General features: G+C 72.7%; 19 protein-coding genes and 1 pseudogene. 7 read left to right on the forward strand and 13 right to left on the reverse strand.

Annotated features, from left to right (window positions below; translation table 11 throughout):
• Positions 1 to 46: 46 nt before the first annotated feature.
• From ACIBO1_RS05855 to ACIBO1_RS05865, 3 genes are all read right to left on the reverse strand, one after another.
• Positions 47 to 301, reverse strand: a complete 255-nt coding sequence (locus tag ACIBO1_RS05855; RefSeq protein WP_013736060.1) for a Smr/MutS family protein — start codon at positions 299 to 301, stop codon at positions 47 to 49.
• A gap of 122 nt (positions 302 to 423) precedes the next feature.
• A complete protein-coding gene (locus tag ACIBO1_RS05860; protein ID WP_350692992.1) occupies positions 424 to 792 on the reverse strand; it encodes a tetratricopeptide repeat protein in 369 nt (122 codons plus the stop codon).
• A 195-nt stretch (positions 793 to 987) separates the two neighbouring features.
• Positions 988 to 1740: an ROK family protein gene (locus ACIBO1_RS05865; protein WP_350692994.1), complete on the reverse strand. Its 753-nt coding sequence runs from the start codon at positions 1738 to 1740 to the stop codon at positions 988 to 990.
• A 79-nt stretch (positions 1741 to 1819) separates the two neighbouring features.
• On the opposite strand from ACIBO1_RS05865, the gene ACIBO1_RS05870 reads away from it, so the two are divergent.
• From ACIBO1_RS05870 to ACIBO1_RS05885, 4 genes are all read left to right on the forward strand, one after another.
• On the forward strand, positions 1820 to 3457 hold the full coding sequence (locus ACIBO1_RS05870; RefSeq protein ID WP_396741827.1) for an ABC-F family ATP-binding cassette domain-containing protein: 1638 nt from the start codon (positions 1820 to 1822) through the stop codon (positions 3455 to 3457).
• A 38-nt stretch (positions 3458 to 3495) separates the two neighbouring features.
• Positions 3496 to 3807 carry a hypothetical protein gene (locus tag ACIBO1_RS05875; RefSeq protein ID WP_396741829.1) on the forward strand — a complete coding sequence of 104 codons (312 nt, stop codon included), beginning with the start codon at positions 3496 to 3498 and terminating at the stop codon, positions 3805 to 3807.
• A 110-nt stretch (positions 3808 to 3917) separates the two neighbouring features.
• Positions 3918 to 4643 (forward strand): methyltransferase domain-containing protein, encoded by a 726-nt coding sequence (locus ACIBO1_RS05880; RefSeq protein WP_396741831.1) that lies wholly within the window; start codon positions 3918 to 3920, stop codon positions 4641 to 4643.
• A 221-nt stretch (positions 4644 to 4864) separates the two neighbouring features.
• Entirely contained in the window at positions 4865 to 5401 is a 537-nt protein-coding gene (locus ACIBO1_RS05885) for a phospholipase (RefSeq protein WP_350693000.1), read from the forward strand.
• A 41-nt stretch (positions 5402 to 5442) separates the two neighbouring features.
• Here the strand turns inward: ACIBO1_RS05885 and ACIBO1_RS05890 are convergent, their stop codons facing one another.
• Together ACIBO1_RS05890 and ACIBO1_RS05895 are read right to left on the reverse strand one after the other, a co-directional pair.
• A complete protein-coding gene (locus tag ACIBO1_RS05890; protein WP_396741833.1) occupies positions 5443 to 8274 on the reverse strand; it encodes an ATP-binding protein in 2832 nt (943 codons plus the stop codon).
• Positions 8275 to 8476: 202 nt separating this feature from the next.
• Entirely contained in the window at positions 8477 to 8695 is a 219-nt protein-coding gene (locus ACIBO1_RS05895) for a zinc ribbon domain-containing protein (RefSeq protein ID WP_396741835.1), read from the reverse strand.
• 423 nt (positions 8696 to 9118) lie between these two features.
• On the opposite strand from ACIBO1_RS05895, the pseudogene ACIBO1_RS05900 reads away from it, so the two are divergent.
• Both ACIBO1_RS05900 and ACIBO1_RS05905 read left to right on the forward strand, forming a co-directional pair.
• Positions 9119 to 10410: pseudogene (locus ACIBO1_RS05900) on the forward strand (lytic transglycosylase domain-containing protein).
• Between the two features lie 72 nt (positions 10411 to 10482).
• Positions 10483 to 11499, forward strand: a complete 1017-nt coding sequence (locus ACIBO1_RS05905) for a GNAT family N-acetyltransferase (RefSeq protein ID WP_396742451.1) — start codon at positions 10483 to 10485, stop codon at positions 11497 to 11499.
• A gap of 89 nt (positions 11500 to 11588) precedes the next feature.
• Here ACIBO1_RS05905 and hemB read toward each other — a convergent pair whose 3' ends face one another.
• The 8 genes from hemB to ACIBO1_RS05945 form a co-directional block, all read right to left on the reverse strand.
• On the reverse strand, positions 11589 to 12572 hold the full coding sequence (gene hemB / locus ACIBO1_RS05910; protein ID WP_350693007.1) for a porphobilinogen synthase: 984 nt from the start codon (positions 12570 to 12572) through the stop codon (positions 11589 to 11591).
• 17 nt (positions 12573 to 12589) lie between these two features.
• Positions 12590 to 14170, reverse strand: coding sequence for a uroporphyrinogen-III synthase (locus ACIBO1_RS05915; RefSeq protein ID WP_396741837.1), 1581 nt, complete (start codon positions 14168 to 14170; stop codon positions 12590 to 12592).
• Entirely contained in the window at positions 14167 to 15156 is a 990-nt protein-coding gene (gene hemC / locus ACIBO1_RS05920; protein ID WP_396741839.1) for a hydroxymethylbilane synthase, read from the reverse strand. Before hemC ends, ACIBO1_RS05915 begins: the two co-directional genes overlap by 4 nt.
• The gene (locus ACIBO1_RS05925; protein WP_350693013.1) at positions 15153 to 16478 is read right to left on the reverse strand and encodes a glutamyl-tRNA reductase; all 1326 of its coding nucleotides are present in this window, start codon (positions 16476 to 16478) and stop codon (positions 15153 to 15155) included. The genes hemC and ACIBO1_RS05925 overlap by 4 nt, the downstream gene beginning before the upstream one ends.
• Entirely contained in the window at positions 16475 to 17245 is a 771-nt protein-coding gene (locus tag ACIBO1_RS05930; RefSeq protein WP_350693015.1) for a redox-sensing transcriptional repressor Rex, read from the reverse strand. The genes ACIBO1_RS05925 and ACIBO1_RS05930 overlap by 4 nt, the downstream gene beginning before the upstream one ends.
• Positions 17246 to 17577: 332 nt before the next feature.
• Entirely contained in the window at positions 17578 to 18255 is a 678-nt protein-coding gene (locus ACIBO1_RS05935) for an HAD family hydrolase (protein WP_396741842.1), read from the reverse strand.
• A 21-nt stretch (positions 18256 to 18276) separates the two neighbouring features.
• Positions 18277 to 18528 (reverse strand): glutaredoxin family protein, encoded by a 252-nt coding sequence (locus ACIBO1_RS05940; RefSeq protein ID WP_131051867.1) that lies wholly within the window; start codon positions 18526 to 18528, stop codon positions 18277 to 18279.
• Positions 18521 to 20179, reverse strand: a complete 1659-nt coding sequence (locus ACIBO1_RS05945) for an AMP-binding protein (protein ID WP_396741844.1) — start codon at positions 20177 to 20179, stop codon at positions 18521 to 18523. Before ACIBO1_RS05945 ends, ACIBO1_RS05940 begins: the two co-directional genes overlap by 8 nt.
• A 637-nt stretch (positions 20180 to 20816) precedes the next feature.
• Here ACIBO1_RS05945 and ACIBO1_RS05950 point away from each other — a divergent pair.
• Positions 20817 to 21761, forward strand: coding sequence for an ECF subfamily RNA polymerase sigma factor, BldN family (locus ACIBO1_RS05950; RefSeq protein ID WP_396741846.1), 945 nt, complete (start codon positions 20817 to 20819; stop codon positions 21759 to 21761).
• Positions 21762 to 21948 lie beyond the last annotated feature (187 nt).

Consider the following 21948-nt stretch of genomic DNA (forward strand, 5'->3'; position numbering starts at 1 on the left):
ACTGGTCCGGCCCGTCGCGGGGTTGGCCGTTGCGGGGTCGGCCGCCCTACTTCCAGCGGAAGTGCACGAAGAGGCGGCCGAAGTTCTTGGAGTCCTTCTCGACCCGGTGGTAGAGCTGCTTGACGTCCTTCTGGTCGAGGAAGCGAAGCACCCGCTTCTTGAGCTGGCCGGAGCCCTTGCCCGGGATGATCTCGACCAGGGTGGCCTTCTTGGCCACCGCCTCGTCCATGATCCCGCGCAGCGCCCGGTCGATGTCGTGGCCCTTGTTGAAGATGTCGTGCAGGTCCAGCTTCAGCTTCATGCCCCGTCCACCGTCCGGTCGGCTCCCATACGGCCATCGTAGGCAGGTCCCCGGCAGGGCCCGGAGACGACGAGAGGGCGGCCCGTGGGCCGCCCTCTCGTCGTCGTGTCGCGTACGCCGCCTCAGCGGCCGCCGCCGACCCGGGTCTCGACCCGCCGCAGCGCGGTCGTGTAGTCGTCGTTGGCGGAGTGCATGGCCGCCGCGATGCGCAGGTGCCGCAGCGCGTCGGTGTAGCGGTTCAGCCGCTCCAGCGTCCGACCCAGCACGTGGTGGGCGTAGTGGTCGCTGGGGTTGCGGTCGATCAACTCCTGCAACTGCTCCTCGGCCCGCCGGAGCTGGGCCGACTGGAAGTACGCCCGGGCCAGCAACTGGCGGACGGCGGAGTTGTCGGGCTCGGCCTCGACGATCGGTTCGAGCAGTCGGGCCGCTCCGCTCGGGTCGCCCGACTCGAAGAACAGGGTCGCCCGCCGGTACTCAGCCAGAAGATCCATCTCGGCCCACCCCCTAGTTCGCACCACTGCCCTGACGCTCGCACAACACCGGCGGGCGCGCGAGTGTTCCCGGACGCTGGCGGGCGGAGCCGGGTGTTCCCGGACGCTTGCGGGCGGAGCCGGGTGTTAGCAGGGGACCCCTGCTCTACCGCTGGCGTTAGCAGGGGACCCCTCCTTGCACTCACATCCTTGCACTCACACGGCAGCCAGATCCCAGGCGCGCACGCCGCCGACGATGCCGGCGCTGTTGGGCACCACCACCACGTCGTCGCCCATCCGGGCGAGCTGCTCGGGACGGATCAACCGGGAGTTGCCGCCGCCCAGATAGAGCCGGTCCCAGCGGAACACCGGACGCAGCCCCTCCACCACCTGCCGGATCCGGCGGGACCAGAACGCGTCGCCCAACCGGCGGCGTTCCGGCTCGCCCACGTACGTGTCGTAGGTGGTGCCCCAGCGCACCGGGGCGTGCGACAGCTCCAGGTGCGGGGCGAGCACGCCACCGTCGAAGAGGGCGCTGCCCAGCCCGGTGCCGAGGGTCAGCACCAGCTCGCAGCCGGTGCCCGCGACCACCCCGGCACCGTGCACCTCGGCGTCGTTGAGCACCAGCGTGGGCAGCCCGAACGCGGCGGCAAGGGCGCTGCGGGCGTCGTACCCGGACCACTGGGCGTGCAGCGCCGGATCGACCCGGCTACGCGGGCCGGAGCGGGTCACGTAGTGCGGGGTGGCGACCACCACGCCGTGTCGGATCATGCCCGGCATGCCGACCGTCACCCGGTCGGCGGTCGGAAGCCGGTCGCCGAGTTCCCGCAGGGTCCGCACGAACAGCTCCGGCGGCAGCGGGTACGGGGTGGGCACCCGCATCGGTTGGGCCCGCATGGTGCCGGCGGCGTCGAGCACGGACGCCTTGATCCCGCCACCGCCGCAGTCGATCGCCAGAGTGGTCTGCACGACCGTGAGTCTGCCTCGTGTGTCGCTCCTCAGCATGGCTGGCCACGCCAACCACGCCGGCGGGTAGGCTCGGCTGCTTGTGAGCGCCACGCTGATCGCCAAGGACCTGGCCGCCGGGCACGGGGAACGGACGCTGTTCACCGGGCTGGACCTGGTGGTCGCTCCCGGGGACGTGATCGGCCTGGTCGGGCCGAACGGGGCCGGCAAGTCGACGTTGCTGCGTACCCTCGCCGGGCTGTTGCCGGTGGAGGCCGGCAGCGTCGCGGTGAGTCCCCCCGGCGCGAGCGTCGGGCACCTGCCGCAGGAGCCGGATCGGCGTCCCGGCGAGACGATCCGGGCGTTCCTGGCCCGGCGGACCGGGGTGGCCCGGGCACAGGCCGCCCTCGACGCGGCCACCGAGGCGCTGACCACCGGCGCGCCGGGCGCGGACGACGCGTACGCCACCGCGTTGGAGAGCTGGCTCGGCCTGGGCGGGGCCGACCTGGACGAGCGGGCCGAGGAGGTCGCCGCGGGGCTGGGGCTCGCCGTCGGTCTGGACCACGAGATGACCGGGCTCTCCGGTGGCCAGGCGGCCCGTGCCGGGCTCGCGTCGCTGCTGCTCAGCCGGTACGACGTCTTCCTGCTCGACGAGCCCACCAACGACCTGGACCTGGCCGGGTTGGAGCGGCTGGAGCAGTTCGTCACCGGGTTGCGGGCCGGCACGGTGCTGATCAGCCACGACCGGGAGTTCCTGACCCGGACGGTGACCCGGGTGCTGGAGCTGGACCTGCACCAGCAGCAGGTCAACCACTTCGGTGGCGGCTACGCGGCGTACCTGGAGGAGCGGGAGGTGGCGCGCCGCCAGGCACGCGCCGAGTTCGAGGAGTACGCCGACACCAGGTCGTCGTTGGAGGCGCGGGCGCGCACGCAGCGATCCTGGATGGAGAAGGGGGTCCGCAACGCCCGACGCAAGGCCAGCGACAACGACAAGATCGGCCGCAAGTTCCGCTCCGAGGCGAGCGAGAAGCAGGCCGCGAAGGCCCGGCAGACCGAGCGGCTGATCGAGCGGCTGGACGTGGTCGAGGAGCCACGCAAGGAGTGGGAGCTGCGAATGGAGATCGCCGCCGCGCCCCGTGCCGGCGCCGTCGTGGCCACCCTCCGCGACGCGGTGGTACGCCGTGGCGACTTCACTCTCGGCCCGGTGAACCTCCAGATCGCGCTCGCGGACCGGGTGGCGATCACCGGGGCGAACGGCTCCGGTAAGTCGACGCTGCTCGCCGCCCTGTTGGGCCGGCTGCCACTGGACACCGGTCAGGCCGCTCTGGGCCCGGGTGTAGTGGTCGGTGAGGTGGACCAGGCACGCGGGTCGTTCCTCGGAGACGCGCCGCTGCTGGACGCCTTCCGGGTCGCCGTACCGGACCTGTCGCCGGCCGACGCGCGGACGCTGCTGGCCAAGTTCGGCCTGCGCGCCCAGCACGTGCTGCGCCCGGCAGCGACGCTCTCGCCGGGCGAGCGGACCCGGGCCGCGCTGGCGCTGTTGCAGGGGCGCGGGGTCAACCTGCTGGTGCTCGACGAGCCGACCAACCACCTGGACCTCCCGGCGATCGAACAGTTGGAGTCGGCGCTGGCCGGCTACCCGGGCACGTTGCTGCTGGTGACGCACGACCGGCGGATGTTGGACGCGGTACGCGTGGACCGCCGCCTGCGGGTCGACGCCGGGCGGATCGCCGAGTCCTGATCCCGGCCTCCGGCCCCCGCCGGAGTGACAATCACTGCATGCTCAGGTGGGAGTACGCGCTGTTGGTGCGGCGTCGCCAGGCGGCGAGCACCGACGCCGGCTGGGAGATCGTCTTCATCTGGTACGGCCCCGACGGTTCCATGACCGACGTCACGCCGTACGGCGACACCGCGCTGGCCCATCTCAACCGGGCCGGCGACCAGGGCTGGGAACTGGTCTCGATGAGTGAGGACCCGTCCCTGGCCGGCCACGCCGAGTTGCACCGCTACCACCTCAAGCGCCCCAAGGTGCCCGCGCCCCGACAGCGGATCAGCGCTGCCGGCCGCCCCCGACGCACCGCCCCCGGCTGACCGACCTCCCTGCGGCAGTCCGGCCGACGGCCCACCCGAGCGCCACTCGCTGGGATAAGTTGCGCATAACGGGCAGCGATCGGGGTATCGCGCCGGCCGGAGGTGGGCGAATGGTCGCGTTGGCACACACCCCGCCCTCGGCCGAACGGCTGCGGGCGGTCGACGGGTTCCTCGCGGAAACATGGGCGGACCAGGCCCGCCACGACGAGAGGCTGCGGTCGCTCGCCGTCGAGGTCCGCTTCGACCGGGGCGTCGCCCACCTGACCGGCGAGGTCGACGAACCGGCCCAACTCCGCCTGGTACGCGAGCAGGTCGGCCGGCTCGCCGGGGTCTTCGGCGTCTGGTGCCGGGTACGCGTCGGCGGACGCGACCCGGTGGTGGTGGACCTCGGCTGCGGCGGCACCAAGCAGTGGTCGGGCAACCTCGGGCTGGACATCTATCCAGCGCCCGGGGTGGACGCGGTGGCCGACCTCTCCGGCTCGCTGCCGCTGGCCGACGACTCGGTGGACGTCCTGTTCGCGGTGCACATCCTGGAGCACCTGATCGACTTCCTGCCGCTGCTCGACGAGTGCCACCGGGTACTGCGCCCCGGCGGCGTCCTGCACGTCATGAGCCCCTGGTGGGGGCATGTGAACGCGGTCGCCGACCCGACCCACGTCCGACTGCTCGACGTGCAGACCATCAAGGGGGTCTGCGCGATGCGTCCACCGGGCACCCCACGCTGGCACCCACTGCACGCCGGCACGGACGGCGCGTCGATCTTCGCCGACCTCACTCCGCTGGGCGTCGACGACGACGGCCCCTCCCCCGCCCACATGGCCCGTTTCTTCGACTGACCACCCGCCGGCCCACCCGGCACTGAGCTGCGAATCAGGCCGACCGGCCGCGAATACCCCGGACGTCACCGACGTCCGGGGTATTCGTCTGTTTCAGCACCGGTCACCAATATTTCTCAATGGTTACACCCGAACGCCGCGAGGTTGATCGAGACTGGTCGAACTCCGGGTACTCGCCGGTAACCATTGCCCCACCGCACACCCCCGCGGAGGTATCCCCCGTGCTCAGACGTCTCACCACTGTCCTCGCCTCCGGCGCGGTCGCGCTGGCCGCCACGCTCGCCGTGGCGTCCCCGGCGACCGCAGCCGTCACCCCCGCCCAGAAGCTGTCCGTGCTGTCGAGCTGGACCCAGACCAGCGCCAGCAGCTACAACGCCTGGAACTCGGCCCGGCAGAACCGCACACCGTGGGCCGGCTACAACTTCGACTGGTCCACCGACTTCTGCTCGTCCAGCCCGGACAACCCGCTCGGGTTCCGCTTCTCCCTCTCCTGCCACCGCCACGACTTCGGCTACCGCAACTACAAGGCGGTCGGCCAGTTCAGCGCCAACAAGTCCCGTCTGGACAGCGCCTTCTACGAGGATCTCAAGCGGGTCTGCGCCACGTACAACGCAGTCGTCCGTCCGGCCTGCCTCAGCCTGGCCTGGACCTACTACCAGGCGGTGAGTGTCTTCGGCTCGGCCGCTGCCGTCCAGCAGTCCGACATCGACCGGGCCGCCCGGATGAAGGCCGACGCGGAACGCCTCGCCCGCGCCTGATCTCCCGGCCGAGGGGTCCGCGGCCGACGCGGACCCCTCGGTCAGGCGTGTTCGGTGTGCCGGTCGGTGGCGGCGGTCGACTGGCGTGGTGTCGCCCGGCCCGCCCGCGCCGCGAACCGGGCCGAGTCGGCGGCCAGGTCGGGATGCTCGACGCCGAGCGCCAACGCCACGGCCTCGTCCAGGCCCAGCTCCGCACCTTCCCCGTACGCCTCGTCGAACGCGGCGTCGCCCAACGTCCGACGCAGCACCACCTGCCGTTCGTTCCAGTAGCCGTCGTAGATGCCGGTGGTCGACCGCAGCCCCGCCCGGGTCGCCTGCGCCGCACCGAACAACCGGGCTGCGGTCAGTGGTTCGTCCCCGGCGAGGCAACGCACCGCGATCGCGTTGAGCGTGTCGCAGGCCCGGCCGTGGAAACCGTGGTTCATCCGGGACCGCAACGCCGCCAGCAGGTGCTCGTGCGCGGCCACCAGATCACCCCGGGCCAACGCCACCATGCCGAGCAGCATGTCCACCGAACGCCGCCCACGGTCGACCGGGCGGGCCGCCTCCACCGGTCGTGCCGCCGCGAGCAGGTCGGCCGCCTCGTCCAGAGCGCCCCGCCGCCAGAGCAGCTCGGCCAGCCGGAACACCGCGAACAGCGCCTCGGACTCCACCCCCTGCTCACGCGCCCAGTCGATGACCTCCCGGCAGATCCGTTCGGCCTCGGCGAACTGTCCCATGTCCACCAGCGGCGCCGCCCGGCCGGCGAGCACCCGGGCCAGCAGGCCGGCGTCCCCCGCCTGCCGGGCCGCCGCCTCGGCCCGCTGCGAGTAGCGCAGCTCCTCGGCGTACTCGCCGTCGCCACCGGCGTGCAGCGAATGCATGTGGTACGCCGCCGCCAGCTCGGCCTCGGGGATCGCCTCCCCGGTCTCGGCGATCCGGCCGTAGAGCCGGAACAGCCACAGCCGCCCCTCCCGGGCCAGGCCGCGTTCCCGCCACCACTGGTCCAGGCCACCGGCCAGCCGCAGGCCGGCCCGGGCACTGCCGCCGGTGGCACACCAGCGCAGGGCGGCGCGCAGCTCACCGGCGAGCGGATCCAACGCGTACAGCGACAGCGTCACCGGTTGGCCGTCCGGGCCCAGATGTGCCCGTTCCAGCGCGTGCGCCGACCAGTCCACATGCCGGTTGCGCGCGTCCTGCTCCTCACCGGCCTCGGCGAGTCGACGGGCCGCGTACGCCCTTATAGGGTCGAGCATCCGGTACGTGCAGCCGCCGGCCTGCGGCTCGGCCAGCACCATGGACTTGTCCACGAGCACCGAGAGCGGGTCGAGCGGGTCGTCGTCGAGCAGCCACTCCACGGTCGGCAGGTCGACCGGGCCGGCGAACACCGCCAGCCAGCGCAGCAGCCGCGCGGCCCTCGGCCCGAGCGTGCGGTACGACCAGGTGACCGTCGCCTGCATGGTCAGGTGACGTTCGATCGCCGACCGCGCCACCGCCCGCGTCGCCGGGGACTGCGGACTCGCCCCGGTCGCCGCCGCCACCAGGTCCACGGTGTCCCGCTGGTTGCCGGCGTTGCCGTGGTCGGTCGGTGGTGGCTCCGGATCGTCCCGACCGGCGTCCAGCGTGCCCAGCACGTCGTCGAGGCGTTCGGCGAGCTGCCCGACGGAGAGCACCCGCAGCCGCGCCGCGGCCAGCTCGATCGCCAACGGCAGCCCGTCCAGCCGGCGTACCACCCGGCGTAGGTCCGCCGACTCGACCGCGTCCGGGCGTCGCCCGCCCCGGGCGGCGGCGGTCCGGTCCAGCAGCAACGCGACCGCGTCGCTCTCGGTGCCGTCCGGTGACGGGTCGACCGAGAGCGGCGGGATACGCCACACCACCTCGCCCGGCAACGCCAGCGGCTCCCGGGTGGTCGCCAGCACCTTCACCCCGCTGCCGCCGGAGAGCAGCCGGGACACCGCCTCGGCGCAGGCGGTCGGCTGCACGTCGCAGGTGTCGAGGACGATCAGCATCCGGCGACCGGCCGCGTACTCGACCAGGGTGTCCACCATGGGACGGCCCGGTTCGGGACGCAGCCCGAGCACCGCGGCGATCGCGAACGCCACCAGACCCGGATCGGTCACCGAGGCGATGTCGACGAACCAGACCCCGTCGGGGTACTCGTCGACCAGGTCGATGGAGAGTTCCACGGCCAACCGGGTCTTGCCGCCGCCACCGGCACCCAGCACGGTGACCAACCGGTGCCCGGCCACCAGTTCCCGCAACTCGATCCGTTCGGCCTGCCGGCCGACGAACGAGGTGACCGGGATCGGCAGGTTGTGCGCCACCGCGTCGGCCGTACGCGGACGCGGGAACTGCCGCTCCAGGCCCGGTGCGACGAGCTGGAAGAGACGTTCCCGGTCGTCGAAACCCCGCAACCGGTGCAGCCCGAGGTCGATCAGGGACGCCCCGAACGGCAGCGGGTCGGCGTGCCGCGCGGTCGCGGCGGAGCAGAGCACCTGCCCGCCGTGCGCGGCAGCGGCGACCCGGGCGGCCCGGTGCACCTCCGGGCTCGCGTACTCGCCGTCACGTGGCTCGGCCCAACCGGTGTGCAGGCCCATCCGCACCCGGGGCGCGGCCTCCGGGGTCGGCCACTCGTGCTCGCCGAGCGCGCGCTGCGCGGTCAGGCAGGCGGTCAGCGCGGCACCGGCGTCCCCGAAGGCCAGGAAGAACGAGTCCCCCTCGGTCAGCAGCTCGGCGCCCTCGGTCGCGGCGATCGTCCGACGCAGCAGACGGCGGTGTTCCCGCAGCACCGGGCGATACCCGGAGCCGAGCATCTGCGCCAGTCGCGTGGAGCCCTCGATGTCGGTGAAGACGAACGTCACCCAGCCACTCGGGAGGTGGATCCGTGGCGGCATGCGTGGAACCTCCCCCCTGGCCTCGGCTTCATACTTCCCGAAACCAGATCATCACGCATCGTGAGAACGGTCGGCCGAGACTCCGCCCCAAGGTGCCATCGCACCCGGCGTCCGGGCAAGACCGACATCAACCGTCCCACCACGTACGACGGCCCTCCGGCCGGTCCGACCACGTCCGACCGGCCACCGTCGCCGGCGGCGTTCAACAGCCGCAACCGCCACCACAGCAGCCGCCACCGGAGGGTGCGGGCGGACCACTGGAGGCACCGGCACCCCGTCCCGTGAACGCGACCGTCGACAACAACTTCACCGTGTCGGAGTGCCCCTTCGGGCAGGATGCGGGCTCGCCCGCCTGGGCCATCGGCCGGTTGACCTCGAAGGTGTCACCACAGGCGCGGCAGCGGAACTCGTACCGGGGCATGGCATCAGGGTACGACCGGACCTGACGCTCGCGGCGACATGGGTGATACTCGACGGGTGGCAGACGGCGAAGAGCGTACGACCCTTCGACCCCTGCGACCGGCCACGCCGGGCGCCCAAACCGGCGCCACTACGGACAGACCGGTCAGCGCGATCCCCCGGCCGCGCCGACCCTGGTTGAGATCCGGCGAACCGGCCGGCGGGTCGCCCACCACCGGGGCCGACACGGCTGCCAGTGCGCCGACGATCAGGGCGGCCACACCCGCGCCCGAGCTGCCCGCCAAGCCTGCGCCCGGACTGTCTGCCGAGCCCGGCCCGAAGCCCGAGTCCACGGCCGACGTCACCACCAAGGCCGATGCGACCGCCACGTCCGGCCTCAGCGCCAAGGCCGATGCGACCTCCGCGTCCGGCGTCAGCGCCAAGGCTGGAGCAGCCGCCCCGGCCGACACCGAGCGATCGGCCAAGCCCAGCGACGGGCCCACCGCCGAGCCCGACGCGACCACCAAGACCGGCGACCAGCAGGCGAGCACGACCACGACCGACGGCGAGCAGCCCGCCGAGACCGGCGGCAAGGCAGCCGACAAGGCCGACACCACCGCCAAGACCGAGGCCGCCAGCAAGACCGAGCGCGAGACCACCACCAAGACCGACGACGCCACCAAGACCGACGGCGACGCGGCAACCGGCACCGCCACCAAGACCGACGGGGAGGCGGCGGGCGCGACCGGCACCGCCACCAAGACCGACGGGGAGGCGGCGGGCGGGACGGGTGACCGGCCGCGGCGAGCCCGGCGACGCCGGGTGCGCTTCGCGCATGCCGTACGCGTGCCGGGTCCACGCGCCGCCGCCCGCGCGACCCGGGACTGGTCGCGGCGGCCCGGCGGGCGACTGACCCTGCCCGGGGTGTTCCTGCTCGCGCTGGTCATCGCGACCGCGACGGCCGGTGCGCTGCTGGTGCCGGCGACCGTCGGCGCGCCGCGTCCGGTCGCGGCCGACGCGACCGCCGGGCCGGAGGCGACCGACGGCACGCTGCCGCTGACCGAGGCTCCACCGATCGGCGCGGTGCCGCCGACCACCGAGACGCTGCCGCCGGGAGCTACGCCGTTCCCGGGCACGACGGGGGGTACCGCGCCAGTGGCGGGACGCCCCTCCGACGCCCTCGCCGGTTGGGCCCGCGAGGTCGGCGCCAAGACCGGCATCGACCCGATCGCTGTCCAGGCGTACGGCTACGCCGAGCTGGTGCTCGCCGAGACCAACCGGGCCTGCGGCCTGAGCTGGACCACGCTGGCCGCGATCGGCTTCGTCGAATCTCGGCACGGGCAGGCCAACAACGCGCGGCTCGGGCCGGACGGCAGGGCCACTCCGGAGATCATCGGACTGCCGCTGGACGGGCAGGGCGGTCGGATGCGGATCGCCGACACCGACCGGGGCGAGCTGGACCGGGACACCACCTACGACCGGGCGGTCGGGCCGATGCAGTTCATCCCGACGACCTGGCAGGAGAACGGCGCGGACGCGGACGGCGACGGGGTCAAGGACCCGCACAACATCCACGACGCCGCGCTGGCCGCCGGAATGTACCTGTGCAAGGGGGGCCGCAACCTCACCGTTCCGGGTGACTGGTGGAACGCCATTCTGTCGTACAACAACGTCGGTCGGTACGCCCAGGCCGTCTTCGAAACGGCCAACCGGTACGGACAGGCGAGTCGCACGTGAAGTGATCGTCCCCGCACATTGGAGGACTGGACACTTCCCCCCGGCAGCGGTTAACGGCAAGCTAGACGCGTGATGGTGCGCGAGTGGGACCCCAGGACCGCGTCGTCCGCCGAGATCGCGTCGCTGTTGGACACGCTGAACGCGGTCCTGGCGGTCGATCTTCCGCAGGATCCGCCATGGCGGGAGAGTTCCGTGCGGGAGTACCTCACCGAGGTGATGCCCGGCGAACGACGGATCGCCTGGGTGGCCCAGGCCGAGCAGGCCGCCGACGGGACGCCCGGGGCGATCCTGGGTCAGGTGCACGTGCTGCTGCTCGGCAGCATCGGCGTGCTGGAGGTGCTGGTGCACCCCGACCACCGGCGTCAGGGCCTCGGCCGTGATCTCGTCCTACGCGCCTCCCGCCGGGTCTACCAGGAGGGCTTCGAGTCGATCGGCGTCGAGGTGGTGGGTGACACCCCGGCCGTTGCCTTCTACGAGTCGCTGGGCTTCAGCCGGGAGTACGTCGAGACCCGCAGCGTGCTCGACCTCGCCGGGGTCGACTGGACCGAGCTGGCCGAGATGTCGACCGGTGTCGGCGCCGGTTACCACGTGCAGTTCCACCCGGGCGGCCCACCGGACGAGCTGATCGAGGCGTACGCGCGGGCCAAGGCCGAGATCCGGGACGTGGAGGACGGCGAGCTACGACCCAGCTCGTACGACCCGCAGCGGCTACGCGACAGTCTCGACTGCCTGCACCGGCGGGGGATGAAGCCGTACATCGTGCTCGCCCTGCACGAGAAGACCGGCGAGGTGGCCGGCCTGACCGAGGTGGTCGTGCCGGCACAGCACCCGACCCGTGCGGATCAGTACGACACGATCGTGGTGCAGGATCACCGCGGCTACGGCATCGACCGCGCGATCAAGGCCCGCATGCTGCTGGAGTTGCGCTCGGCCGAGCCGCAGCTGACCCAGGTCCAGACGTGGAACGCCCAGGCCAACGAGGCCATGCTCAAGGTCAACGCGGAGCTGGGCTACCGGCCCGACCGGGAGTGGTGCGAATACAGCGTCGACGTGGCCGAGTTGGTGCACCGCCTCGACGCCGCCCGCTGAGGCTCGGGGCGCGCCGCCGGGCCGCGGTCGGTCAGTAGGACCAGGATCGGGGGTCCGGGGGCGGCGGATCGTGGCGGACGGGGTGGAGATCAGTAGCGGTCGCGAAGCAGGCCGGCGGCCTCCACGGCCCAGTAGGTGAGGATGATCTGCGCGCCGGCGCGGCGGATCGAGGTGAGCGTCTCCAGCATCACCTTCTCGCGGTCGATCCAGCCGTTGGCGGCGGCGGCCTCGACAGTGGCGTACTCGCCGGAGACCTGGTAGGCAGCGACCGGAACGTCGACCGCGGCCCGGACCGCGGCGACCACGTCGAGGTAGGGCAGGGCCGGCTTGACCATCACGATGTCGGCGCCCTCGGCCACGTCCAGCTCGACCTCGCGCAGGGACTCGCGCAGGTTCGCCGGGTCCTGCTGGTACGTCCGGCGGTCGCCGTCGAGCGCCGACTCGACCGCGTCACGGAACGGACCGTAGAACGCCGAGGCGTACTTGGCGGTGTAGGCCAGCACGGCGACGTCGGCGTGACCGGCCGCGTCGAGCGCCCGGCGTACCACTCCGACCTGGCCGTCCATCATCCCGGACGGGCCGACCATGCCGACCCCGGCGTCGGCCTGGGCCACCGCCATCTCGGCGTACGCGGCCAGCGTGGCGTCGTTGTCCACCGAACCGTCCGGCCGGAGCAGGCCGCAGTGCCCGTGCGAGGTGAACTCGTCCAGGCAGAGGTCACTCATCACGACGGTGGAGTCACCCACCTCGGAGACCACGTCCCGGATGGCGACGTTGAGGATGCCGTTCGGGTCGAGGCCACCGGAGCCGCGCTCGTCGCGCGACGCCGGCACCCCGAACAGCATGATGCCGCCGACGCCGGCGCGGACCGCCTCGACGGCCGCTTTGCGCAGCGAGTCGCGGGAGTGCTGGAGCACGCCGGGCAGCGAGGAGATCGCCCGGGGCTCGGTCAGCCCCTCCTTGACGAACATCGGCACGATCAGTTCGGCCGGGTCGAGACGGGTCTCGGAGACCAGCCGCCGCACGGCTGCGGTACGCCGCAGCCGGCGGGGGCGGTTCTCGGGGTACGGCACGGTGCCCTCCCTGACGACTACCGGAACCTGAGCGCGGTCGGCCCCTGGACCTTCGAGCCACGGCGCTGCTTCGCCGGCATCGCGGCGAGCTTCTCCCGCAGCTCGACGGCGTAGCCGGCGAGCGCCTCCACCAGGTCCGGCACGGAGGCGTGCGGCGGCTGGACGTCGACCCGCAGGCCGAACTCCGTCGCGGTCTCCGCGGTCTTGGGCCCGATGACGGCTACCACGGTACGCGCGTGCGGCTTGCCGGCGATGCCGACCAGGTTCCGGACCGTGGACGACGAGGTGAACAGCACCGCGTCGAACCCGCCCGACTTGATCGCGTCACGGATCTCGGCGGGCGGCGGGGCCGCCCGGACCGTCCGGTACGCGGTCACGTCGTCGACCTCCCAGCCGCGCTCGGTGAGCCCGGCGGCGAGCGTCTCGGTGGCGATGTCGGCGCGCGGCAGCAGCACCCGGCCCACCGGGTCGAGCACCTCGTCGTGCGGCGAGAACTCGGCCAGCAGCCCCTCGGACGACTGCTCCCCGGAGGGGATCAGCTCCGGCTGGATGCCGAAGGCGCGGACCGCGTCGGCGGTGGCCTCGCCGATACAGGCGATCTTGACGCCACCGAAGTGCCGGGCGTCCAGGCCGTGCTCGGCGAACTTCTCCCAGACCGCGCGCACCGCGTTGACCGAGGTGAAGATCACCCAGGCGTACCGGCCGTCGACCAGGCCCTTGACCGCCCGCTCCATCTGGGCCGGGGTACGCGGCGGCTCCACCGCGATCGTCGGCACCTCGCACGGGATTGCCCCGTACGCGCGCAGCCGGGCGCTCATCGCGCCGGCCTGCTCCTTGGTGCGGGGCACCAGCACCTTCCAGCCGTACAGCGGGCGGTTCTCCCACCAGCTCAGCTTGTCGCGCTGGCCCACGCCCTCGCCGACGGTCAGCACGACCCGGCCGGTGAAGCCGAGTGCCGCCGCGACGAAGGAGTCCACGGTCGACGTGGTGGTGTACTGCGTCTCCCCGGTGCCGTCACCGGTCACCCCGACGTCGGTGGTGCCGTCGACCCCGGCGGCGAGCAGCCCGTCGCGAATCGCGGCCAGGTCACCGGCGTCCACCGCGAGCGCCAGCGAGCCGCGCTGCACCGCTCCGGCCAGCGCCTCGAAGTCCAGCGTGCCGACGTCCTCGACGTCGGCGGCGGTGCGTACGCCGGGCAGCGGCACGCCCGCGTACGCGGCGACGCCCTCGGCCTGACCGACGCCGGGCACCACCTCGAAGTGCGCGGCGGTACGTGCCACCGCCTGCACCTCCTTGACCACCGAGTCGTGGCCGAACGGGTCGCCGGCCACCAGGTGCACCGCGTTCTGCCCGGAGCGGGCAGCCGAGATCAGGACCTTCGCCACGTCGCCCGGCGCGCCCTCGGCCGGGGTGAACTGGGCGTCTTCCCTGGCCTCGGCCCGGACGACGTCGAGCAACGACTCGGGGACTCCCCGGTCGTACACGACCTGGTCGGCGTCGACCAGGGCGTCGTGCGCCCGGCGGGTCAGCAGGCCCGGGTCGCCGGGACCGGCCCCGACGAATGCGATCCGGCCTACGGGCTTACGGGTGCGGGTCATTCTGTGCTCCCAAATTGCTGGGTCCCCGGGCCGTCGTGTCCTTGCGGGCCGAGGATCGAGTCGGCGCCGAGGTCGAGGAGTTCGGCGGCGAGTGCCTTGCCGATCTCCGCCGCATCGGCGGGCGTTCCGGTGCGGGACAGCCGGATGTCACGGGTGCCGTCCGGGCTGATCACCGCCCCGCGCAGGTAAATCTCGTCACCGGCGTCGCCTTCGGCGAGTTCGGCGTAGGCGGCGACCGGAGCGGAGCATCCGGCCTCCAGGGTGGCCAGCATCGCCCGCTCCGCGGTGACCGCGGCGCGCGACGGTGCGTCGTCGAGCGTGGCGAGCAGTTCGACCAGATCCGTGTCGTCGGCCCGGCACTCCACCGCCAGCGCACCCTGGGCGGGCGCGGGCAGCATCAGCATCGGGTCGAGCGTCTCGGTGATGACGTCGGCCCGACCGATGCGGGCCAACCCCGCCCGGGCCAGGACGACGGCGTCCAAGTCAGCCTCCGGGCCGAGCACCCGGGCCAGCCGGGTGTCGACGTTGCCCCGGATGGGGGTGACCGACAGTTGCAGGCCCAGCGCGTGCAGCTGGGCGATCCGGCGCAGCGCGCCGGTACCGATGTTCGCCCCGGGGGCGAGCTCGGCCAACGTCTTGCCGTCCCGGGCGACGAGCGCGTCACGCGGGTCCTGCCGCGGCGGCACCGCGGCGATGTGCAGCCCGGGCGCGGTGGCGGTGGGCAGGTCCTTGTACGAGTGGACGGCGAAGTCGATCGTGCCGGCGACCAGCGCGTCCCGCAGCGCGGAAACGAACACGCCGACCCCGAGTCGGTGCACCGGCGCGCTGGACCGGTCGCCGGCGGTGACCACCTCGACCAGTTCGACGGGGCGTCCGGTGCGGGCGGTCAGGGCGTCGGCGACGTGCCCGGACTGGGCCATCGCCAACTTGCTGCCCCGGGTGCCGAGACGCAGTGGCGCGGCAGAGCTGAGCTGGCGCTCGCTCATTGCTCACCTCCGGGTGGGGTGATGTCGGGGACGGTGTCCACCGGCGAGGTCTGCGGGACCTGGAGGTCGAACAGCTCGCGCAGCAGGGCGGCGTACTGGTCGCCGCCGGGTTCGGCGGCGAGCTGCCGGACTCGTACCGTCGGCTGGTGCAGCAGCCGCTGGACCACCCGGTGCACGGTGCGGGCCACCTCGGCACGCTGGTCGTCGGTGAGGTCGGGGCGGCGCTGCGCGAGTCGGCGCAGCTCGGCGGTGACCACGTCGTCGGCCCGACCGCGCAGGGCGGCCACGGTCGGTGCCACGTCGGCACCGCGCAGCCAGGTGAGGAAGGACTCGACCTCGGCGGCCACGATCCGTTCGACGGCGGCGGCGTCGGCGGCGACCGGCCCGTCGGCGAGCAGTGCCGCCATCCGGTCGATGTCGATCACCTCGACGCCGGGCAGCTCGGCCACACCGGGCCCGACGTCGCGGGGTACGGCCAGGTCCAGCAGGACCAACGGGCCGCGCTCCGGCTCGCGGGCGGCCACCGCCTCGGCGACGACCGGACGGGTGAGGACCGGCTCGGTGGACGCGGTGGCGGCCACTACGATGTCCACCGTGGACAGCGTGTCGGCCAGCTCGGTCATCTCCCGCGCGGCGGCACCGTACGACTCGGCCAGCCGGACAGCCCGGTCGGTGCTGCGGTTGGTCACGGTCACCGGCCCGGCACCGAGGCGGGACAGCGTCGCCACGCCCAGCGAGCCCATCGCCCCCGCACCGACCACCAACGCGGGACGACCGACGAGGTCGTTGCCGAGATGACCGGCGGCCAGCCCCAGCGCGGCGGTGACCACGCTCTGTCCGGCCCGGTCGATGCCGGTCTCGGAGTGGGCCCGCTTGCCCACCCGCAGCGCCTGCTGCATCAGCTCGTGCAGCAGCCGGCCGGCGGCGTCGGTCTCGCCGGCCCAGTGGTAGGCGTCCCGGAGCTGCCCGAGGATCTGCGCCTCGCCGATGACCATGGAGTCCAGCCCGGCGGCGACCCGGAAGACGTGCTCGACCGCGGCGGAGTCGAAGTGCACGTAGAGGTTGTTGGCCAGCGCGGTGGGCGGGCAGCCGGCCTGCTCGGCGAGGACGGCGCAGATGTCACCGAGGCCGCCGTGGAAGCCGGAGACGGCCGCGTACACCTCCACCCGGTTGCAGGTGGAGACGAGGACGACCTCGCTGACATACGGCTGCGCCATCAGCCGGTCCAGGGTGGCGCCCAGATCGGCCGGCGGCACCGCGAGCCGTTCCAGGGTGGCGACCGGCGCGGTGCGGTAGGAGGCGCCGACGACGATGAGTTTCACGTGCCGATCGCCTCCTGGCTCTCGGTGACCGCGAACCCGCCCGGCAGGGCGGTGAGAGCGGACCCACCGGCGGCGGGGAGCGCGGTCAGTGCTGCCTTGCGGTGCTCGTGGAACGACAGGATCTGCAGTTCGATGGCGAGGTCGACCTTGCGGACGTCGACCCCCTCCGGAACCGAGAGTACGCACGGCGCGAAGTTCAGGATGCTCGTCACGCCGACGGCGACCAACTGGTCGGCGACCCGCTGGGCGGCGGGGGCGGGGGTGGCGATGACGCCGATGGCGACGGCCTCGGCGGCGGCGACCTCGGGCAACTCGTCGATGTGCCGCACGACGAGCCCGTTGATCTCCTCGCCGATGCGGCGGGGGTCGGCGTCGAAGAGGGCGGCGATCCGGAACCCACGACCGGCGAACCCGTCGTAACCGGCCAGCGCGTGACCGAGGTTACCGACGCCGACCAGGGCGACCGCCCGACGCTGGGTGAGCCCGAGGACGTACTCGATCTGCTCGACCAGCAGCGCCACGTCGTAGCCGACGCCCCGGGTGCCGTACGAGCCGAGGTGGGACAGGTCCTTGCGGAGTTTCGCGGAGTTCACCCCGGCGGCGTTGGCCAGGCCCTCGCTGGAAATCGTCTCGTGGCCGGTTTCGGCGAGGTTGTGCAGGGCACGGAGGTACTCGGGGAGCCGGGCGACCGTCGCCTCGGGCAGGTCCGGGAGCGCCGGTACGGCACCGGCGCGGCCGGGCGCGCCTGGGTGACGATGCTGACTCATGAGACTCCGTGCGGTGCGATCCTCGACCAACTCCACCGGCCGGTCGTTTCGGGACTCCCGCTGGCGACCGAAATTGCCGGCTGTGCTAGCAGGGCGCGTCGGAATTACAGAGTAGGCGCTTGTGAAGACGTGCACAAATCGCGATCTTGTCGGCACGCGCCGCGCCCCCACCAGCCCCTCCGTCCCGCAAGATCGACCGGAGACCCCTTCACCACGACTACCGGCGCGATTATTGCTCAATCCCGACTTCTCTGACCAATCACACACGCCAATCATTGATCAAATGCGGAGATCGGAAGACCGCGACCACGCACGGTGACACCCGTTTCCGCTCAGCTGGGCGATTCCACCGTCGGGACATCGGCCAGCGCGGTGGCGAGCGTCACGGCCTCCACCAGGGTGTCGGCGACCGGGTGGCCGGAGACCTCCAGCCGGGACCGGTCGGTGAAACCGCCGCTGTAGAGGACGGCCCGCCCACCGACGGCGTACGCCGCGTCGGCGTCGTCGATCGAGTCGCCGATCACCACCACCGACCGGCCGTCCACGCCGATCTCGGCCAGGTGGCGGGCCAGTGACTCCGCCTTGCGGTCGCCGCCGACCCGGTCCCGCCATCCGTCGACCCGGACGAACCGGCCGGCCAGCCCGTACGTCCGGACCGCCGGGACCAGCTCGTCGTGGAACCACATGGACAACAGCGACTGGCTGCCCGGCCAGGCGGCCATCGCGTCTACCGCGTCGTGGGCCAGCTCACAGCCGGTCAACCCCAGCCGGTACGCGTCGTGGAAAATCTTGTCGAGGCGGCCGAAGTCCTGCGCGTCCACGGCCCGGCCGAGTACGTCCGCGTAGTAGTCGGCGATCGGCCGACGAAACCGCACCCGGTGCTCCGCCACCGTCACCGACGGCCCGCCCGCACTGCTGAAGGCGGCGTTGGTGCAGGCCACCACCAGATCGAGATCGTTGAGCAGGGTGCCGTTCCAGTCCCACACCAGATGGGTGCGCGCAGGGGTCATCACCGCACCCTACCGGCGGCCTCAGAGCTGCGGAGTGGTCAGATCCTTCAGCAGCCGCTGCTCCTCGACGCGCCAGTAGCCGTGCTCCTTGCCGTCGAGCAGCACCACCGGCAGCCGGTCGCCGTACTCGCGTTCCATCTCGGCGTCGCCGCTCACGTCCTGCTCGATCCACCGGTCGCCGGTGACCGCGACGACCCGGTCGAGGGCCGCCTTGGCGTCCTCGCAGAGGTGGCAGCCGGGTCGGGTGATCAGGGTCAGGCGGGGCTCACGCATCGGTCTCCTCCGTCGTGCCGGTGGGTCGGAGCAGGGTCTTGCGTACCTTCCCGATCACCGAGCGCGGCAGCAGCTCGACGAACTCGACGTCGGTCGGGCACTTGAATCTGGCCAGATTACGCGCGCAGTGCGCGATCAGCTCGGCACCGGTCGCCCGATGCCCCGCCGCCGGCACCACGTACGCCCGGACAGTCTCCCCGGTCCGGGGGTGCGGCACCCCCACTACCGCCGACTCCGCCACCGCCGGATGGGCGCAGAGCACCGACTCGACCTCGTGCGGATACACGTTGAAGCCGTTGACCAGGATCAGCTCGCCGAGCCGGTCGACCAGGAAGAGATCACCGTCGGCGTCCGCGTACGCGACGTCGCCGGTGGCCCACCAGCCGTCCGGGTCGGGCCCACCCGTGCCGTGCGGCCAGTACCCGGAGAAGAGATTGGCCCCGCGCACCACGATCTGACCGGGATCGGTGCCGGCCACCGGGTCGGACAGGTCCCACTCCTCCGCGTCGTCGTCGGGAGCGGGCAGGCCGTCGCGCCACAGCTCGGTCCCGTCCGCCCCGACCAGCCGCAGCTCGACGCCGGGCAGCGGGCGGCCGATCGAGCCCGGCTTCGGCTCCCCACCGACCAGGGTCGAGGTCAGCACCGGTGCGGTCTCGGTCAGGCCGTAGCCGATCTGCACCGGCCGACCGGTGGCCTCGGTGAAGCGGGCCGCGTCCGCCGGATCGAGCGGCGCCGCGCCGCAGACCACGACCCGCACCGCGGCCATCGACCCGGCCAGCACGTCGGCGTCCGCCCGTGCCCAGGACTGGACCATCGACGGTACGCCGATCAGCACGGTCGCCCGGTGTCGGGCGATCTCGGCCAGCGCCGCGTCGGCACCCGGGTCGTCGACGAGTACGCCGGTCGCCCCGTGGTGCAGCACCGCACCCAGTCCGGCGTTCAGCCCGTACGCGTGGAACAGCGGCAACGCCAGCAGCACCACGTCGTCCGGCCCGACCACCGGCGGTGCGATCCGGCCGACCTGCTCGTGGTTGGCGGCCAGGGCACCGTGCGAGAGCATCGCGCCCTTCGGCTGCCCCTCGGTGCCCGAGGTGTAGAGCAGTACCGCCAGGTCGTCGGCGGCCCGCACCGGGAAGGTCGGCGTACCGCCGTCGGCGACGGGTGGTGTGGTGTGCACGGCGCGCAGTGCGGGCAACTCGACGTCGGCCACCAGGTCCCGGACGCGCTCGGTGCCGATCAGCACCGACGCGGCCGAGTCGGCCAACACCTGTCGCAGCTCGCGGGCCGTCAGCGCGGGGTTGACCGGCACCGCGGTCAGTCCGGCCCGCAGCGCACCGAGCAGACCGACCACGAAGTCCGGTGAGTTGGGCAGTGCCACGGCGACCCGCGCCGGTCGGCCGTCCGCGCCGGGGACAACCTGGGCCAGCGCCCGGGCCACTCCGGTCACCGTGCCGTCCAGTTCGGACCAGGTGATCGTCCGGTCGGAGAAGTACAGCGCCGGCTGGTCCGGACTGCTCCGGGCCGCCCGGGTCAGGTGCTCGGCCAGATTCGGCCCGGTGCCGTCGGCCGCCTGCGGGCGGCCGGCAGTGCCTGCGTCCTCGTCGGGGGCGGGCCGCGACCCCGGCCCCACGGCTGCGTCTCGGTCCTGCACGGTCGCTGAGTCTGGCACAGCGGGAGCCGCCCGGCCATGGCCCTGCGGACGACGATCGACGCCGATCCGAGGGCACCGACACCTCGGCCCCGCCGATCGATCCCGGTGCGGTCCCGGCCGGACCACGTCGCGCCGACCACCGAGGACGCATCCCGGTCCCGTGCACGGAACTCCGGCGGGGTCACCGTCGGTGTGCGACAGCCCCGACGCGTCCCCGCCGTCGCCGGCCGCGTCGCGTGCTGCCGGAGGCGCACAGGCCACCGGTCACACCGTCCCACCACGACGCTGAACTGGGAATACACCCTGGAACAACCCGTCGGCGAGTTGTCAACAACCCCCGACGGACAACCGGTCCGCCAGGGGTGCGACCCGCCGAGAAATACTTTGGCCCTGTGTAACGGACTTGCCACGCGCGGGTGACGTTGGCCCTATCATCACTCGGGTCGGCTCACCCCATTTTGCCGTGAGTCGACACCCCTCAGCCCGAGGAGGCCCCCGTGCCCGTGAGCGCATTGGACCAGCACCTCAAGGGGAACTGCCGCCCGCCGGCACACCCCGGAGCCGCCCTGCCCGCCGGAGGCCCGATCGATCGACCGGGCACCGTCGGCGCGACGGCCGGTGCAACGGAGGTGGCCCGATGACCGCCTTCGGCTTCGCATCCCGCCCGGTCGGCCTGCCCGGCCCGCTGGCACGTACGCCGGTCAACGAGCGCGGCAACGCTCGCGGCCAGCAGGACACCACGGGCAACCTGCCCGCACGCGGCGAAGGCGTCGCCAACCGGGTGGGCAGCAGACCACATCAGAACGAACCGCCGCACCGACCACCGACGCCCGGCGGGAACGCGAAACCCTCCGGTGGTCGGGTCGCCTCACCGAGCCGACCGACCATGCCGGCCCAGGCCCGCCGCAGCGGGGACGCCCCGGTGACCGAGGTGTCCACCTCGGAGACGGCGGTGCTGCCGGCGGTCTCGTCGGCGAACACCTCCACCGGGTTCCCGAGCCGCCCCGACCCCTCCGACCCGGCCACCGAGGTCTGGACCCTGGTCGAACGCGCCCAGGCCGGTGAGTCCGAGGCGTTCGGGCTGATCTACGACCGGTACGTCGACACCGTCTTCCGCTTCGTCTACTTCCGGGTCGGCAACCGGCAGCTCGCCGAGGACCTCACCTCGGACACGTTCCTGCGGGCGCTCAAGCGGATCGGCAGTTTCACCTGGCAGGGCCGGGATCTCGGCGCCTGGCTGGTGACGATCGCCCGTAACCTGGTCGCCGACCACTTCAAGTCCGGCCGGTACCGGCTGGAGGTCACCACCGGCGACGTGCTCGACGCGGACCGGGAGGACCGTGGCCCGGAGGGCAGCCCGGAGGCGGCGGTGGTGGAGCACATCACGAACGTCGCCTTGTTGACAGCCGTCAAGCGGCTCAACCCGGAGCAGCAGGAGTGCATCGTGCTGCGGTTCCTCCAAGGGTTCTCGGTGGCCGAGACCGCCCGGGCGATGGGCAAGAACGAGGGCGCGATCAAGGCGTTGCAGTACCGCGCGGTGCGGGCGCTGGCGCGACTTCTCCCAGACGGTTTCCAGCCGTAGCCGATCACTTTGCGTGATTTCGCCGCCGGCCGGCCCGTAACCCGGCCCCGGCACGGCGCGTTTCTCCGGGTGCGACCGATGACCGGCCGGAAACCTCCGAGGTGGACCGGCGGCGGTGCCGACGAGGGCTTCCGCACCCGGTGTCATGCGGTGGTCGGTCGCTGGTGGTGAACGCGGCCGACCGGCC

Source organism: Micromonospora sp. NPDC049903 (genome assembly GCF_044460945.1).
Classification (GTDB): domain Bacteria; phylum Actinomycetota; class Actinomycetes; order Mycobacteriales; family Micromonosporaceae; genus Micromonospora.